Origin of the sequence: Microbacterium sp. MYb64 (assembly GCF_002979495.1) — a bacterium.
GTDB lineage: Bacteria > Actinomycetota > Actinomycetes > Actinomycetales > Microbacteriaceae > Microbacterium > Microbacterium azadirachtae_A.
Genome location: NZ_PCOW01000003.1, coordinates 72,809 through 89,085, shown reverse-complemented (window position 1 = coordinate 89,085; position 16,277 = coordinate 72,809). Strand labels below are relative to the sequence as shown.

The window sequence follows — 16,277 nt, the reverse complement described above, 5'->3', positions numbered from 1 at the left end:
GTGTTTCCTCAGCCTAGAGGAAGGTAACGTGGTCTCCGTGCACGTACTCAGCGTCAGTTCCCTCAAGGGCGGTGTCGGCAAGACCACCGTGACCCTCGGCCTCGCCTCGGCGGCGTTCGCCCGCGGCGTCCGGACCCTGGTGGTCGACCTCGACCCGCAGTCCGACGTCTCCACCGGCATGGACATCCAGGTCGCAGGGCGCCTCAACGTCGCCGATGTCCTGGCGAACCCGAAGGAGAAAGTGGTCCGACAGGCGATCACGTCCTCGGGCTGGGCGAAGGTGCACCCGGGGACGATCGACGTGCTCATCGGAAGCCCGTCCGCGATCAACTTCGACGGTCCGCACCCGAGCGTGCGCGACGTGTGGAAGCTCGAGGAAGCGCTGGCCGCCGTCGAGGCCGACTACGACCTCGTCCTGATCGACTGCGCCCCGTCGCTGAACGCGCTCACGCGCACCGCGTGGGCCGCGAGCGACCGCGTCATGGTCGTGACCGAGCCCGGTCTGTTCTCCGTGGCCGCCGCTGACCGCGCCCTGCGTGCGATCGAGGAGATCCGCCGCGGCCTCTCCCCCCGGCTGCAGCCGCTGGGCATCGTGGTCAACCGGGTGCGCCCGCAGTCCATCGAGCACCAGTTCCGCATCAAGGAGCTGCGCGACATGTTCGGCCCGCTCGTGCTCTCGCCGCAGCTGCCGGAGCGCACCTCGCTGCAGCAGGCCCAGGGCGCTGCGAAGCCGCTGCACATCTGGCCCGGCGACTCCGCGCAGGAGCTCGCCGCCGACTTCGACACGCTGCTGGACCGGGTGATCCGCACCGGGCGCATCACGCTGCCCGACGACACCCGCGTCTGAGCGGACTCAGCGACTCGGAAGAGTCCTGATACGACGAGAGCCGGTCCTCGAGGGGCCGGCTCTTTCCGTTGCGGCGCTGCGCGGTCAGGCGGTGCGACGCGAGCGACGTGCGGCGAGATCGTCCATCGGCTCCGGCGCGAGGGCGTCGAACTCGACGAGCGTGGCCTCGACCTCGTGGAACACCTTGCCCACCGCGATGCCGAAGACGCCCTGGCCACGGCTGAGCAGGTCGATCACCTCGTCGTTCGAGGTGCACAGGTAGACCGATGCGCCGTCGCTCATGAGCGTGGTGCCCGCGAGGTCGCGGATGCCTGCGGCCCGGAGCTGGTCGACGGCGGTACGGATCTGCTGCAGCGAGATGCCCGTGTTCAGCAGCTCCTTGACGAGCTTGAGCACGAGGATGTCGCGGAAGCCGTAGAGACGCTGGGATCCGGATCCGCTCGCCCCGCGGACCGTCGGGACGACCAGCTCGGTCCGCGCCCAGTAGTCCAGCTGGCGGTAGGTGATGCCGGCCGCACGGGCCGCCACGGCCCCGCGGTAGCCGACCTCGTCGTCCATCGCGGGAAGCCCGTCGGTGAAGAGGAGATCGTCTCCGAACGACGGTGCATCGCCCCGTTCCTCGGCGCTCATCGCATCCTCCTCATCCTGAAGGAACAGCATCCTTCAACCACTACCTGAAAGTCGATGACTCCACGCTAGAACAGCGCGGCATCCCCGACAACGACATCCGCCCCGAGTCGGGGGTGTGTCGCAATCAGTTCGTTACGACAGCAGTCGGCCGATGCCGTCCTTGACGAGGAGCGAACGCACCTCGTCGAGGCGGGACGCCAGTTCTGGAGCCATCTCGCTGGCCCGCGCCCGCGAGGGGGTGTCGGTGCGGCGCAGCAGCGCGGACAGCGCCGACTGCACCAGGGCGATGTCTCGTTCGGCGCTCTGTCGCAGCGGCCGCAGGTGGCGCGGCCCGATGCCGTGGCCGTCCAGGGCCGCCAGCGCGCGCAGCAGCGACACCGCGGACTCGGGGTAGGTCTCGGCCGCCGGCAGCATGCCGCTCGACACCGCATCGCCGAGCAGGGCGTGCGACGCACCCGCGGCGTGGACGAGCTCGTCGCGGCGATACCGGCGCGGCCCCTTCACGATCGACGCGGGCAGCTCCGGCGCGCCGCCGGATTCCTCGAGCGCGTCAAGGTGCTCGCGGATGACCTTGAGCGGCAGGTACTGGTCGCGCTGCAGCGTCAGCGCGATGCGGATCCGCTCCAGATCGGCGGCGGAGAACTTGCGGTACCCGGAGGCGGTGCGCACCGGGTTCACGATGCCCTTCTCCTCCAGGAAGCGGAGCTTGGAGGCTCTCACATCGGGGAACTCCGGCGTGAGGCGCGCGAGCACCTGGCCGATGCTCAGCAGCCCGGAAGGGGCGGAACGCTCGGCGGCCGATGCCGCCATCAGTCGTTCGCCTGCGCGAGATCCACGGGCGACGCGAAGAAGTTCAGCCGGAACTTGCCGACGCGCACCTCGTAGCCGTTGCGCAGCTCGCTGCGGTCGACCCGCTCGCCGTTGACGTAGGTTCCGTTCAGCGAGCGCTGATCGACGACCTCGAAGGCCGTGCCGGTGCGGATGACCTCGGCGTGGCGACGGGAGACCGTCACATCGTCGAAGAAGATGTCCGCCTCGGGATGGCGTCCGACCGTGGTCACCGCCGTGTCGAGCAGGTACCGGGCGCCGGCGAGCGCGCCGGAGCGGACCAGCAGCAGCGCCGAACCGGAGGGCAGCGCGGCGATCGCCGCCTGCTCGACCTCCGTCAGCTCCGCGCCGAACGGGACGAACGACAGGTCGGAGTCGTGGCCGAACGTCTGCGTGGTGTCGTGCATGGGCTCACCGCCGCGGCGGACGGCGCCTTCGGGAACGTCGTTCTCAGTCACTGTTCTCCCCCTCCTCTGGCGTTCCAGCCTATCGGAAGCACGCGGCGCCCGGGAGCCGGATCCGCGCGGCATCGCCCGCCCGGGGTCGTCTGCGCGGGCGATAGGCTGGGAGCATGCCACACTACGACGTCGTCATCCTCGGCGCTGGCCCCGGCGGTTACGTCGCCGCCGTCCGCAGCGCCCAGCTCGGTCTTTCCACCGCGATCATCGAGGAGAAGTACTGGGGCGGTGTGTGCCTCAACGTGGGCTGCATCCCCTCCAAGTCGCTCCTGAAGAACGCGGAGATCGCGCACACGTTCACCCACAAGGCCGAGTTCTTCGGCATCTCGGGCGACGTGCACTTCGACTTCGGCGCCGCGTTCGACCGCAGCCGCAAGGTGGCGGACACCCACGTCAAGGGCATCCACTTCCTGATGAAGAAGAACAAGGTCGTCGAGTACGACGGCCGCGGCACCTTCACCTCCCCGAAGGCCATCTCCGTGGCGAAGTCCGACGGCACGACCGAAGAGGTCACGTTCGACAACGCCATCATCGCCACCGGATCCACCGTCCGCCTGCTGCCGGGCGTGCAGCTGAGCGACAACGTCGTCACCTTCGAGGAGCAGATCCTCAGCCGTGACCTCCCCGAATCGATCGTCATCGTCGGAGCCGGCGCGATCGGCATGGAATTCGGCTACGTGCTGACGAACTACGGCGTCAAGGTCACCATCATCGAGTTCCTCGACCGGGCGCTGCCCAACGAGGACGTCGAGGTCTCCAAGGAGATCCAGAAGCAGTACAAGAAGCTCGGCGTCGAGATCCTCACCTCGACCGCGGTCAAGACCGTCACCGACAACGGCTCCTCCGTGCACGTCACGTACGAGACGCGCGACGGTCAGCCCGGCGAGATCACGGCCGGCAAGGTCCTCATGTCCGTCGGCTTCGCCCCGAACGTGAACGGCTACGGCCTGGAGAACACCGGCGTCGCACTCACCGACCGCGGCGCGATCGACATCGACGACCACATGCGCACCAACGTCGAGGGCATCTACGCGATCGGCGACGTCACCGCCAAGCTACAGCTCGCGCACGTCGCCGAGGCTCAGGCCGTCGTCGCCGCCGAGACCATCGGCAAGGCCGAGACCATGACGCTGGGCGACTACCGGATGATGCCGCGCGCCACGTTCTGCCAGCCGCAGGTCGCCAGCTTCGGACTCACCGAGGAGCAGGCCAGGGCCGAGGGCCGCGAGATCAAGGTCGCGAAGTTCCCGTTCAGCGCGAACGGCAAGGCCAACGGCCTGGGCGAGCCGGTGGGCTTCGTCAAGCTCATCGCCGACGCCGAGCACCTCGAGCTCATCGGCGGCCACCTGATCGGCCCCGACGTGTCCGAGCTCCTCCCCGAGCTGACCCTCGCGCAGAAGTGGGACCTGACCGCTCTCGAAGCCGCCCGCAACGTGCACACGCACCCGACCCTGTCGGAGGCGCTGCAGGAGGCGTTCCACGGGCTCGCGGGTCACATGATCAACCTCTGATCGGATCCGATCGGACAGAGGGCCGGTCACGCCAGGTGCGTGGCCGGCCCTCGTCGTCTGCACCGCATGCCGTCAGAAGCCCCGCATCGTCACCAGTCCGGAGGCCCACGAACGGAGCGGCCCCGAGCCCAGGGCCCGGATGAGCGTCTCGCGTGTGGCGAGCGGAACACCCTGCGCCGGGGCGCCCATGGTCATGTAGAAGGCGCTCCGCCTCTGCGCGGCGCGAGCGGCGCGCAGGGCCCCGTGCGCATAGCCGCCGAGATCCCGGTCGCCCTCGACCAGGGCCGTGCGCAGCGCCGCGGCCAGCCGGCCGGCGTTCACCCAGCCCAGGTTCATGCCCTGCCCGCCGATCGGGCTGATCTCGTGCGCGGCGTCGCCGAGCAGCGCCACCCGGCCTCGGGCGACGGTCCGGCTCAGATGCTGGGCCGCGACGAAACCCGTCGGCCGGACCTCGTCGCCGATCGCCGGTTCCCGCCCGATCCGCTGCGCGATCGCGGTACGGAACTCCGCCCCGGTGTGCACGCCTCCACCCCGCAGCACCCAGCGCCGCATACCGCCCGGCAGCGGGAACGCCTCGACGATCCCTCCGGGTTCGCAGTGCAGCTGGGCGCGGACCCCGGCCGCAGGGTCGGGGACATCGGCCATCGTGTACGCGGCGCGGCCCGGGCGACGGCGCCATTCGAAGCCGAGCTCCCGGCGCAGAGTGCTGTGCACGCCGTCCGCGAGCACCACGAAGGCGGCGGTGACCTCCTGCCGACCCGCGGGCCGATCCACGGCGAGCCGCACGAACTCCCCCTCGTCCCTGACCGCGCGCACGCTGCAACCGGGACGCAGAGCGCCCGCGGACAGGGTCTGCAGCCGCTCCCGCAGCAGGGCGTGCGTCCGCTGCTGCGGGAGCACGCGCACGGGCCGGTGCGCGGAGAAGTCGAGCGACGCGAGGACCCGGCCCCGACTGAGCACGTCGCCGCCCTCGAGCGCGAGCGATGCCGCACGCGCCGCTGCTCCCACTCCTGCGCGATCGAGCATCTCCAGACCCGGCGCGTGTATTCCGATCGCGCGGCTGCGCGGATCCTCCTCCCGGCGGCGTTCGCAGACCACGACGTCGATGCCGTCCTGGGCGAGTAGGCAGGCCAGCAGCATCCCGACCGGGCCGGCGCCGACGATCACGACGTCATGGTCGAGCACCGTGGTGCTGACCAGCAGCTGCTCAGGATCGCTCATCGCCCGGCTCCCGGCGCAGCTCGAGGCGGGAGGGCAGCCCGCGCCGCACGGTCCACCCCGCCGGCGCGACGGCGGCGAGCTCCGCGGCCGTGTACGACCTGCGGATACTGGTCAGCCCGTCGGCGCGGATGAAGGATCCGGCCAGCAGGTTGCCGGCGAACGGCCACGTCCCCATCGCGAACAGGGCGTAGGCGGTGCGGCTGCGCGCGATGTCGCGATGCACCACGAGTCCCGCCTCTCCCGCGAGGTGCGCGGTGTCGGTGAGCATGTCCTGCAGCTCGGCCGCACCGAGGTGGTGCAGCACGTGGTTGGACAGCACGATGTCGTAGACCTCGCCCGCCCGGACCAGATCGGCGACGAGCGCGCACCGGTACGTCACCCCCGCTCCGCCGTCGTGCGCGGCGGCCCAGGCCGTGGCGCGTTCGTCCGCGTCGAGGGCGGTGATCTCGGCCGGGAGTCGGTCGCGTCCGAGCCGCGCGGCGAGCGCGCGGCAGAGGTCTCCCCCGCCGGCCCCCACGTCCAGGATCCGCACCAGGCCCGTCCTCGCCCGGGGCCTGATGTCGTCCCGGTACAGTGCGCCGGGGCGGGAGACCACGGCGTTCACCGCTCCGAAGCGCCTGTAGGTGCGCTCCAGCGTCTGCGGATCAGCGACGGGGTCGTCCATCAGCTCGCGCACGTCGACGGCGCGGGTGGACAGGTCAGCGCCCATCGCCCTCCGCGCCGACGACCGTCATCAGCGCGCTCTCCGCGGTCAGGCCGGGCCCGAACGCCATCGCGGACACGCGTTCACCGTCGCGCGCGCCCTCTTCCTCCAGGATGCGCCGCAGCACGAACAGGATCGTCGCACTGGACATGTTCCCGTGCCGCCGCAGCGTCTCGCGGGCGGGGTGCAGCTGCGCATCGCTGAGCGCGAGCCGGTCCTGCACCCGGTCGAGGATGCTGCGACCACCGGGATGGATCGCCCAGTGCTGCACCTCCTCGCCGATCCTGCCGTCCTCGAAGGGCGCTCCGAGCTCCCCGGCGTAGAGGGGGCGCAGCGCGTCGACGATGGTCTCGCCGATGATCTGGGGCACCGCGGTGGAGAGGGTCATCTCGAAGCCGTGGTCGCCGATCGTCCACGCCATGTCCTTCCGGCCCTGCGGGGCGATCGCGGTGTGGAAGCGGTCGAGGCGCAGCCCCGGGGCGACGGACCGGCGCGCCGTGACGATGCCGGCCGCCGCACCGTCGGCGAACAGCGAGGAGGCGACGATCACGTCCGGATCCTCCGAGGAGCGCAGGTGCAGCGTGCAGAGCTCGACGCTGACCACCAGCACCACGGCGTCCGGATCCGCGACGCAGAACTGACGGGCCGCACGCAATGCCGGCATCGAGGCGTAGCAGCCCATGAAACCGAGGTGATAGCGCTGCACGGAATCGGAGAGGCCCAGCGCGCGCACGATCTCGTACTCCGGCCCCGGGGCGTGGAAGCCCGTGCAGGAGACCGTGACCACGTGCGTGACATCGGCGGGCCCGACCTCAGGGTCGGCCTCGAGAGCGGCCTGCGCCGCGGCGATGAACAGCCGGCCGGCCTCGCGGACGTAGACGTCGTTGCGGACACCGGTGGCCGGGGACAGCAGCTCCCCCGTCGCGCGGTCGAAGAACACCGGCTCCGCGTCGGTCGCCGTCCACGTGAGCTCGTCGAGCACGGTGCGGCGGGTGTTGATGCCGGATCCGTCGAACGAGGCGGTGACGATCCGCCGCGCCAGCCGGGAGAGCCCTGGCTGCGCGGCGAACACGTCGCGCACCTCGTCCTGATGCAGGATCGTGTCCGGCACCACCGTCTGCAGGGACCTCAGCATCACCGGGCTGCTCATGGTGCCACTCAAGCATGCTGCCCGCGTGGCAGGAAGGGGCTTGCGGATCCGGGCCGTTCAGAAACCGAGTGCGCGTCCGAGCTTCGATCCCGAGAGCGACTCCCGGCCGCCGGCCGCGACGACCGCCTGCTCGACCGCCCGGAAGAAGGCGTCCCGCCCCGCGTCGTCCGCCGGGGCCGCCGGCCCCAGCTCCATCTCCCACTCGCGCCATTCCCGCTGTCCGCCGCGGCGCAGATCCGTGCCGCGGACATGATCGTCCACGAACTCGGCCACCACCCCGCCCGGTCCGGTGAGCAGGTAGGCCGTGCGGGCGTTCTCGATCCGGGCGAGCGGGAAGACCGGACGCGTCGTCCACTGCGCGACGATCTCGGCGACCGCGGACGGCAGCTCATCGCCCTCACCGAGCGGCCAGCCCAGCTCGAGGCGCCCGTCGCGGTTGCGCGGGCCCTTCACGTGCCACCCCTCGTCGGGACCGCCGGTGCGGCGCCGCAGCGCCACGCCCGCCCGTGCGAGATCGCCCTCGGCGGTATCGAAGTACCGGGCGTCCAGAGCGCGGGGCTCGCCCTCCGTCACCGCATCGACGCCGGGGATCGCGTCCCAGGCGGGCAGCGGAGTGTCGCCGTCGACGTCGTACTTGCGCTCGACCTCGAGCGTGCGCGACGGTTCAGTCATCGGACGGGACGATGTCCTCGAGGGACTCCTCGTACCAGTACTCCACCTCGGTGGGCCCGTCGTGCGGGCCGGTGTTCTTCGGCTCGCCCCGGCGGTTGTAGACCACCTGGGTCTCGCTGTAAGGGAGGATCAGCTTGTCGTCCTCCGCGGCGAGGGGGAGGATCTGCCCGTCCAGCGGGCCGCCGTGAAGCCGTGCGAGTGCCATGTGCTCACCCTAATCCCCCGCCCGCGCGCAGGACGCGATCCCGATACGGCGTTCCTCGCACTGTCCCCGCGCGACGGTTCGTCGCGCAGGCTCGTCACGCGACCGCGACGCCGAGCGCACTGCCGACGATCATCCACGGGCCGAACGCGAGGTGCGTCGAGCCGGTCGCCCGGCGGAGCGCGATGAGCCAGATCGCATGCGCGGCGCCCAGCACGAACGCGGACGCCGCGCCTACCAGGAGCGCCTGCCAGCCGTGCCAGCCCAGCACCAGCCCGATGAGCGCGCCGAGCTTCACATCGCCGCCGCCCATGCCCTCGCGGCTCAGCGCCCGCAGCAGCGCGTAGAAGCCGCCGAGGATCAGCATCCCCCACAACGCTCCGAGCAGCCTCGCGCCTCCGCCCGCGAACACGGCGTCGACGAGCGCGAGCAGGAGCGCTCCCCCGAGCGTCGGCAGCACGATCCGGTCCGGGAGCCGGTGCGTGGCGATGTCTACGGTGATCAGCCGGATCCCGACCGCGAGCAGGACGAGGTGCGTCAGCACGACGACCACCGCAGCAGGATCCATGCCCTGACGGTAGGAGATCGGCGCGACCGCCGTGAGCGGGGTGTGGATAACCGGACCCGGCCGGCGGGCGCGGTCAGGCCGAACGGAGCAGGATCCGCCCGTCCTCGACCTTCGCCTCCCAGCGCGGCTGCGGCACGCTCGCCGGCCCTCGCTGCACCGAGCCGTCCTCGATGCGGAACCTGCTGCCGTGCCACGGGCAGGTGACGCAGCCGTCCGCGCCGAGCTTCCCCTCGTCGAGCGGGCCGCCCTGGTGGCTGCAGACGGCGGAGATCGCATGCAGAGCGCTGCCTGCCCGGATGAGCAGCACGGGGACCTCGCCGACCATGACCCGCGACCGGGCGCCTTCGACGAGGTCGGCGTCCGCCCCCACATCCGTCCAGCGTCGCACCGCGCCCTGGAACGCCGTGTGGTTCACGCCGGTGCCGCGCACGAACGAGAGGTGCCCGCCGAGGTACGACGAGCCGAGGGTGAGGCTCAACCCCAGCAGGCTGAGCGCGGCGCCGGCGCCGTGGTGCCCGCGGCGCCGCACCAGCCAGGAGGTGATCTGCAGGACGGAGGCCGTCGCATTCGCGGCGGCGTGGATCAGGCCGACCCGTTTCGCAGGGCCGTACAGGGACGACCAGTCGGAGGCGCCCGCGGCCGCCGTCGGCGCGGAGGCGAGGATGCCGAGGCCGACGAGACGCCTTGACGCCGCCGGATCCGCCCCGGTGAGATCGAGCACCGTGGCCGCGCCCCACGCCCCGATCGGCAGATCCGTGAGCATCGGATGGACCTGATGCCCCAGCCAGGATCCGGAGAGCGCGTTCTTCACGGGCGTGGAGCGCGTGGCCGCTTCGACCCAGCCGCTCAGCTTCTCCGCCGCGGGATCGAGCCCCTTCGTCTTCCCGATCGTCCGGATCAGGGACTGCATCGCCGCTGTCACTCGCATGGGATCTCCTCCGCACCGCGCCGTGGGAACCTCCTGTCTACTCCCGCGGTCGGCGAGGGTCAACGGCGTGACGGGCGGGACCCGTCGCGCGGACTGATAGCCTCGCGCGATGGATCCGACCTCCCGCCCCCTGCCCCACGAGGACGTGCACCGCCTGCTGACGGGGATGTACGACGACTATCTGCGCGGCGCTCCCTCGGCGATCGATGCCCGCCTCGCGGAGGACGTGACGATCTTCGACTCCGCCTCCGACGCCCTGGTGACGGGGCTCGAGGAGCTCGCCGCGCTCCGCGGTCGCCGCACCGAGATCGCGGCGGAGCCGAGCGCGCCGGCCTGGACGGAGACCTCGCTGACCGTCGAGGATCTCCGCGTGCGCGAGGCCGGCGGCATCCTCGTCGCGACCTGGTGGCTGCGGGTGGACGGCACGGACGCCCACGGCGTCGCGGTCTCTCCCGAGCTGTCGCGCAACACCGCCGTGCTGCAGCACCGGACGGACGGCGCGCTGCGCATCCTGCACCTCCACGAGGACGTGCGCCAGGAGGCCTGCCCCGTCTCCTGAGCTCCCTCTCCTCCATGTCGGATGTACGAGTTATCGTCTTCTTTGCAGTTGCAGTATTAGAAGAGATATTCGAGAATGGAGGTCATGGGGATGACGCTCGCTTCCATGATCGTCCCCGACGCCGACACCCGCGCCGAGGACGTGCTGCGTCTGCGCCGCGAGATCACGCGCATGCAGCGCCGCCGGAGCGACCTGCCGCTGATCCCGGTCCCCCCGCCCCTCGAGCCGATCCTCCCCGAAGGGGGCCTGCAGGTCGGCACGACCTACGATCTCTCTCCCTCCCCCGGGCTCATCGGGGCGCTGCTCGCCGGCGCCTCGCGCACCGGCGCGTGGTGCGCCGCCGTCGGCATGCCCACCCTGGGCGTCGAGGCGCTGGCCGGGCACGGCGTGGATCTGGACCGCCTCCTCCTCGTCCCCGCTCCAGGGCCGCGCTGGCTCTCCGTCGTCTCCGCGCTGAGCGAGGTGATCCCGCTCATCGCGATCCGTCCCTCGTCCTCCGTGCGGGATGCGGAGCTGAGCCGGCTGAGCGCCCGGCTCCGCGATCGCGGCTGCACGCTGCTGGTCGTCGCCGGAGCACCGGGTGCCGCCGCCTGGCCGCAGAGCGAGGGCTCCCTCCGGGTGCACGATCCGCACTGGCGAGGACTGGGATCCGGCTGGGGCGCGCTGGAGGAGTGCGAGGTGACGGTCACCGCACGCACCCGGCGCTCCCCCGCGCCGCAGAGCGTGCGGGTGCGGCTGCCGGGCGCCCACGGCATGGTCGAGGCCGTCGCCCCGGCGGCGCCCCGCCTCGTCCCGCTCCCGTCCCTGCACGCCGCCCCGCGTCCGCTCGCCGACGCGCCGGCGCTCCTGGCGGTGGCGGGATGAGCCCCGCGGTGCAGGAACCGACCAGGGTGATCGTGCTGTGGTTCCCGGACTGGCCGCTGCGCGCTGCCCTGGGTGCAGAGGCGGGCGAACCAGCGGCGATCCTGCATGCGAACAGGGTGGTCGCCTGCAGCGCGGCGGCGCGCGCCCAGGGCGTCCGCGTCGGGCAGCGGCGCAGGGAGGCGCAGGGGCTGCTGCCGAACCTGCGCATCCTGCCCGCGGATCCGGCCAGGGACGAACGGGCGTTCCTGCCCGTCCTGCGCCTGATCGAGGAGCAGGCCCCAGGGGCGCAGCTGCTCCGGCCAGGGCTCGCGCTGCTCCGCGCCCGCGGCGTCGCGCGCTTCCACGGCGGGGAGGGCGAGGCCGCGCGCGCCCTGCACGTCCGGCTCGCCGAGGAGGGGCACCCCGAGGTGCGGATCGGGATCGCGGACGGGCCGTTCACGGCCGAGCTCGCGGCGCGCGGCGCGGATCCGGTGCTCGCGGTCGACGCGGGCGCCTCCGCCGCCTTCCTCGCCCCGCTGCCCGTGCAGGCCCTGCAGGATCCGGAGGTGACCGCGCTGCTGCTCCGCCTCGGCGTGCGCACCCTCGGCGAGCTCACCGCTCTCGGGGCGGAACGGCTGCGGGCGCGCTTCGGCGAGCACGGCGCGCGCCTGCACGCCCTGGCCGCGGGCGCGGACTCCCGCCCCGTCGTGCCCCGCCCGCCGGATCCGGAGCTCGTGTCGGAGATCGAGTTCGAGTCGCCCCTCGGGCAGTCCGACCAGATCGCGTTCGCCGTCCGGCAGAGCGCGGATGCCGTGATCCTCGCCCTCGCGAAGGCCTCGCTGGTGTGCACCGAGGTGCGGATCGATCTCACGGACGACGACGAGCAGGTCACCTCGCGCACCTGGCTGCATCCCACCTGCTTCGAGGCCTCCGACCTGGTCGACCGCGTTCGCTGGCAGCTGGAGTCGCTGGCCGCCGAGACCGCCGCTTCCGGCGATGACGACGAGGCGCACCGATTCAGGGGCATCGTCCGGGTGCGGATCGCCCCCATCGCCGTCGACGACGCCGCGCACCATCAGCCAGGACTGTTCGGATCCGGCACCGACGAGCGGCTGCACCACGCCGTCTCCCGCGTGCAGACCCTGCTCGGCCACGAGGGCGTGGTCACCGCGGTCGTGGCCGGCGGGCGCCTCGTCTCCGACCGGCAGCAGCTCACCCCCTGGGGCGAGCGGGTCGTGCCGGCCCGGCCCGCGGATCAGCCCTGGCCGGGACAGCTGCCGGATCCGCTGCCGGCCGAGGTGTTCGCACCGCCGCGGCCGATCACGGTGACCGCGGCCGACGGCAGCACCGTCGAGATCGACGGTCGCGGGCTGCTCACGGCCGAGCCGGCGGCCGTCGACGAGTGCGCGGTGCTCTCCTGGGCGGGCCCCTGGCCGGTGCGGGACCGGCGCGGGGATCCGGCGGGTGCGTTCCGTGGCGAGCGCCTGCAGCTCGTGGACGAGCAGGAGCGGGCCTGGCTGGTGCTGCATCAAAGCGGACGCTGGCTGGCCGAGGGGAGGTACCACTGATGGGCTTCCACAACCCGGACATGTCGTGGGCCGCGCTGGAGCGCACCCTCAGCGGCAGAGCACCCCGCGACGGAGCCTCCGACGGCGAAGCCCCGGACGGTGCCGGTCCGCTGCATCAGCAGATCCCGGTGGACGCGCCCTCCCGCATGCACAAACGCTCGCCCATCCGGATGGAGGGGATCGAGCGACCGAAGAACGCGGTCCCCTACGCCGAGCTGCACGCGCATTCCTCGTACTCCTTCCTCGACGGCGCATCCTCCCCCGAGGACCTCATCGCCGAGGCGCAGCGGCTCGGGCTCACCGCCCTCGCGATCACCGACCACGACGGCTTCTACGGCGCCGCGAACTTCGCCGAGGCCGCGGAGTCCCTGGCGAACGCGGAGAAGAAGGCGAAGGCGGAGAGAGGGGAAGACGCCGACGCCGAGCCCGCAGGGCCGCCGCTGCAGACCGTGTTCGGGGCTGAGCTGTCGCTCCCCGGCGCCGATGCGAACGGTCCCGGCGCACGAGGTAGGGCCGGGCTCCTGCCGCCCCCGGAGCGGCGGGGGCTCCCGGATCCGCTCGGCGAGCACCTGCTCGTGCTGGCCCGCGGCGAGGAGGGCTACCACCGCCTCTCCGCCGCGATCACCGAGGCGCAGCTGCGCGGGGGCGAGAAGGGGCGGCCGTTCTACGAGATCGAGTCGCTGGCGAACCGCGCCGAGGGGCATTGGACGATCCTCACCGGCTGCCGCAAGGGCGGCGTCCGCCGCGCCCTCGAACGGGAGGGGCCGGAGGGCGCGGAGCGGGCGCTACTCACCCTCGTCGACCTGTTCGGCACGGACCGGGTCGCCGTCGAGCTCATCGACCACGGCGATCCGCTCGACAGCCGGCGCAACGACGCCCTCGCCGCCCTCGCGCTCCGGTACGGCCTGCCCATGGTCGCGACGAACAACGTGCACTACGCGGCGCCGGAGCGGGCAGAGCTCGCCGAGGCGATCGCCGCCGTGCGCGCCACCCGCAGCATGCGGGAGCTCGAGGGCTGGCTGCCCGCGCACGGCACCGCGCACCTGCGCTCCGGGGCGGAGATGACGGCGCGCTTCGCCCGCTATCCGGGGGCGATCGCGGCGGGGCTCGAGATCGCCGAGGCCTGCGCCTTCCCGCTGCGCCGCGCCAAGCCGGCCCTGCCCACGATGAGCGTCCCCGCGGGCGAGACCCCGATGAGCCACCTGCGGGCGCTGGTCTGGGCGGCGGCGCCGGAGAGGTATCCGGAGCACTCCCCCAAGGAGCTCACCGCCGAGGGGAGAAGCCGCATCGAGCGGGAGCTGAACGTGATCGAGGAGAAGGACTTCCCGGGCTACTTCCTCATCGTGCACGGGATCGTGAAGGAGGCGAAGGACCGCGGGATCCTGTGCCAGGGACGCGGATCCGCTGCCGCGAGCGTGGTCTGCTATCTGCTCGGGATCACCGCGGTGGATCCGATCCTCTACGGCCTGCCCTTCGAGCGCTTCCTCGCCACGACCCGCACCGAGGAGCCGGACATCGATGTCGACTTCGACTCGGGGCGGCGCGAGGAGATCATCCAGTGGGTCTACGAGAGCTACGGGCGGGAGAACGCCGCGCAGGTCGCGAACGTCATCCAGTACCGCCCGAAGAACGCGGTGCGCGACATGGCCCGCGCGCTCGGGCACTCCCCGGGCCAGCAGGACGCCTGGTCGCGTCAGGTGGAGCGCTGGGGGCTGGATCTGAGCCCCGTCCCAGACCACGACATCCCGGAGCAGGTGGTCGCCTACGCTGATGAGCTGCTGCGCGCGCCCCGCCACCTGGGGATCCACTCCGGCGGCATGGTGCTCACCCGGCGCCCGGTCGGCGAGGTCGTTCCCGTCGAGCACGCCCGGATGGAGAAGCGCACCGTCATCCAGTGGGACAAGGACGCGGCGGCCTGGATGGGGCTGGTGAAGTTCGACCTGCTCGGGCTCGGGATGCTCTCCGCCCTGCGGCACTGCTTCGACCTGGTCCGCGAGGCCACCGGCGAGGAGTGGACGCTGGACTCCCTGCCGAAAGAGGAGCCCGCGGTCTACGACATGCTCTGCCGCGCCGACACGATCGGGGTGTTCCAGGTCGAGTCCCGCGCGCAGATGGGGCTGCTCCCTCGCCTCCAGCCGAGGGAGTTCTACGAGCTCGCGATCCAGATCGCCCTCATCCGTCCCGGCCCCATCCAGGGCGGGGCGGTGCACCCCTTCGTGCGCCGCAAGCTCGGCCAGGAGAAGGTCACCTACGCGCATCCGAAGCTGGAGCCGGTGCTGAGCCGCACGCTGGGCATCCCGGTCTTCCAGGAGCAGCTCATCCAGATGGCGACCACGCTCGGCGACTGCACCGCCGACGAGGCCGACACGCTGCGCCGCGCGATGGGATCCAAGCGGGGGCTGGAGAAGATCGACAGCATCCGGGAGAGCCTGTACGCGGGCATGCACCGGCACGGGCTGGACGGGGAGACCGCGGATCGCATCTACGCGCAGATCCAGGCCTTCTCCGACTTCGGCTTCGCGGAGTCCCACTCCCTCTCGTTCGCGCTGCTCGTCTACGCGAGCTCCTGGCTCAAGCTGCACTACCCCGCCGCGTTCCTCGCCGGACTCCTGCGCTCCCAGCCGATGGGGTTCTACTCCGCAGCGACGCTCACCGGCGACGCCCGCCGGCACGGGGTCGAGGTGCGCCGGCCCGACATCCGCCTGTCCGGGGCGACGGAGACCCTGGAGCCGGTGGATCCGGCGGCGACCGGGCGCACCGGACGGGATTCGTGCACGCATCAGCTCCCGGCCCGACCTCCCGGCACGGACCCGGATCCGTTCGACCCGAGAGCCGCGGACGAGACCGCCGCGCACCGCAGGGACGGCCGCTACGCCGTCCGTCTCGGGCTCGCCGGCGTCACCGGGATCGGCGAGAAGACGGCGGAGCGGATCGTCGCCGAACGCGATGCTCGCGGCCCGTATCGGGATCTGAACGACCTCGTCCGCCGCACCGACCTCACCGCCGCCCAGGTGGAGGCCCTCGCGACCGCCGGGACGTTCGACTCCCTCGGGCTGCAGCGCAGGGAGGCGATCTGGCTCGCCGGATCCGCCGCGGAGGACCGCGCCCGCTATCTGCCGGACACGGTGGTCGCGGTGCAGCCGCCCTTGTTCGGCGACCAGACCAGCTATGAGATCCTCACCGCCGACCTCTGGGCGACCGGGGTGTCCACCGACGACCACCCGCTCGCGCACTTCCGCCCGGGATTGGATGCGCGCGGGGTGCTGACCTCCTCCGCACTGCGCACGCACGAGAACGGCCGCCGGGTCGAGACGGCGGGCCTCGTGACCCACCGGCAGCGTCCGTCCACGGCGGGCGGCGTGACCTTCCTCAATCTCGAGGACGAGCACGGCCTGGTGAATGTCATCTGCACGCAGGGTGTGTGGCTGCGCTACCGCCGGATCGCCCGTGAGTCACCCGCGCTGATCGTGCGCGGCATCCTGGAGCGCTCCCCCGAGGGCGTCACCAACCTGCTGGCCGACGCGTTCGAGCCGCTGCAGGTGGGCGTGGCGCATCACTCCAGGGATTTCCAGTGACGCGCCACGGGCGC

The 16,277-nt window shown here is 72.2% G+C and carries 16 protein-coding genes; 6 read left to right on the top strand and 10 right to left on the bottom strand.

The features are described from left to right. The first annotated feature begins 37 nt into the window (after nt 1–37). The gene (locus CQ044_RS04330; RefSeq protein ID WP_105687339.1) at nt 38–847 is read left to right on the top strand and encodes a ParA family protein; all 810 of its coding nucleotides are present in this window, start codon (nt 38–40) and stop codon (nt 845–847) included. A gap of 84 nt (nt 848–931) precedes the next feature. On the opposite strand, the gene CQ044_RS04325 is transcribed toward CQ044_RS04330, so the two are convergent. The 3 genes from CQ044_RS04325 to CQ044_RS04315 form a co-directional block, all read right to left on the bottom strand. Continuing rightward, nucleotides 932–1,477, bottom strand: a complete 546-nt coding sequence (locus CQ044_RS04325; protein WP_045272640.1) for a MerR family transcriptional regulator — start codon at nt 1,475–1,477, stop codon at nt 932–934. 132 nt (nt 1,478–1,609) lie between these two features. After that, nucleotides 1,610–2,287 carry a MerR family transcriptional regulator gene (locus CQ044_RS04320; protein ID WP_045272453.1) on the bottom strand — a complete coding sequence of 226 codons (678 nt, stop codon included), beginning with the start codon at nt 2,285–2,287 and terminating at the stop codon, nt 1,610–1,612. Further along, a complete protein-coding gene (locus CQ044_RS04315) occupies nt 2,287–2,712 on the bottom strand; it encodes an FHA domain-containing protein (protein WP_105687337.1) in 426 nt (141 codons plus the stop codon). The genes CQ044_RS04320 and CQ044_RS04315 overlap by 1 nt, the downstream gene beginning before the upstream one ends. 164 nt (nt 2,713–2,876) lie before the next feature. Here CQ044_RS04315 and lpdA point away from each other — a divergent pair, with 164 nt between their 5' ends. Then, a complete protein-coding gene (lpdA, locus tag CQ044_RS04310) occupies nt 2,877–4,274 on the top strand; it encodes a dihydrolipoyl dehydrogenase (protein WP_045272451.1) in 1,398 nt (465 codons plus the stop codon). Between the two features lie 72 nt (nt 4,275–4,346). Here lpdA and CQ044_RS04305 read toward each other — a convergent pair whose 3' ends face one another. The 7 genes from CQ044_RS04305 to CQ044_RS04275 form a co-directional block, all read right to left on the bottom strand. Continuing rightward, on the bottom strand, nt 4,347–5,495 hold the full coding sequence (locus tag CQ044_RS04305; RefSeq protein WP_105687121.1) for an NAD(P)/FAD-dependent oxidoreductase: 1,149 nt from the start codon (nt 5,493–5,495) through the stop codon (nt 4,347–4,349). After that, entirely contained in the window at nt 5,482–6,204 is a 723-nt protein-coding gene (locus tag CQ044_RS04300) for a methyltransferase domain-containing protein (RefSeq protein ID WP_105687119.1), read from the bottom strand. The genes CQ044_RS04305 and CQ044_RS04300 overlap by 14 nt, the downstream gene beginning before the upstream one ends. After that, a complete protein-coding gene (locus CQ044_RS04295; protein WP_258133160.1) occupies nt 6,194–7,348 on the bottom strand; it encodes a type III polyketide synthase in 1,155 nt (384 codons plus the stop codon). Before CQ044_RS04295 ends, CQ044_RS04300 begins: the two co-directional genes overlap by 11 nt. 57 nt (nt 7,349–7,405) lie before the next feature. After that, complete coding sequence (locus CQ044_RS04290) at nt 7,406–8,020, bottom strand: CYTH domain-containing protein (protein ID WP_105687115.1); 615 nt, start codon at nt 8,018–8,020, stop codon at nt 7,406–7,408. After that, the gene (locus tag CQ044_RS04285) at nt 8,013–8,225 is read right to left on the bottom strand and encodes a hypothetical protein (RefSeq protein ID WP_045272447.1); all 213 of its coding nucleotides are present in this window, start codon (nt 8,223–8,225) and stop codon (nt 8,013–8,015) included. The genes CQ044_RS04290 and CQ044_RS04285 overlap by 8 nt, the downstream gene beginning before the upstream one ends. Before the next feature lie 94 nt (nt 8,226–8,319). Next, the gene (locus CQ044_RS04280; protein WP_105687114.1) at nt 8,320–8,790 is read right to left on the bottom strand and encodes an A24 family peptidase; all 471 of its coding nucleotides are present in this window, start codon (nt 8,788–8,790) and stop codon (nt 8,320–8,322) included. 73 nt (nt 8,791–8,863) lie between these two features. Continuing rightward, nucleotides 8,864–9,718, bottom strand: a complete 855-nt coding sequence (locus CQ044_RS04275) for a Rieske (2Fe-2S) protein (protein ID WP_258133159.1) — start codon at nt 9,716–9,718, stop codon at nt 8,864–8,866. Nucleotides 9,719–9,827: 109 nt separating this feature from the next. On the opposite strand from CQ044_RS04275, the gene CQ044_RS04270 reads away from it, so the two are divergent. The 4 genes from CQ044_RS04270 to CQ044_RS04255 all read left to right on the top strand — a co-directional run bounded on the left by CQ044_RS04270 (nt 9,828) and on the right by CQ044_RS04255 (nt 16,263). Then, nucleotides 9,828–10,277, top strand: a complete 450-nt coding sequence (locus CQ044_RS04270) for a nuclear transport factor 2 family protein (RefSeq protein ID WP_105687112.1) — start codon at nt 9,828–9,830, stop codon at nt 10,275–10,277. 90 nt (nt 10,278–10,367) lie between these two features. Then, nucleotides 10,368–11,141, top strand: a complete 774-nt coding sequence (locus CQ044_RS04265) for a hypothetical protein (RefSeq protein ID WP_146116733.1) — start codon at nt 10,368–10,370, stop codon at nt 11,139–11,141. Then, entirely contained in the window at nt 11,138–12,688 is a 1,551-nt protein-coding gene (locus CQ044_RS04260) for a DNA polymerase Y family protein (RefSeq protein WP_105687109.1), read from the top strand. The genes CQ044_RS04265 and CQ044_RS04260 overlap by 4 nt, the downstream gene beginning before the upstream one ends. Continuing rightward, complete coding sequence (locus tag CQ044_RS04255) at nt 12,688–16,263, top strand: error-prone DNA polymerase (protein WP_105687107.1); 3,576 nt, start codon at nt 12,688–12,690, stop codon at nt 16,261–16,263. The genes CQ044_RS04260 and CQ044_RS04255 overlap by 1 nt, the downstream gene beginning before the upstream one ends. Nucleotides 16,264–16,277: the final 14 nt, after the last annotated feature.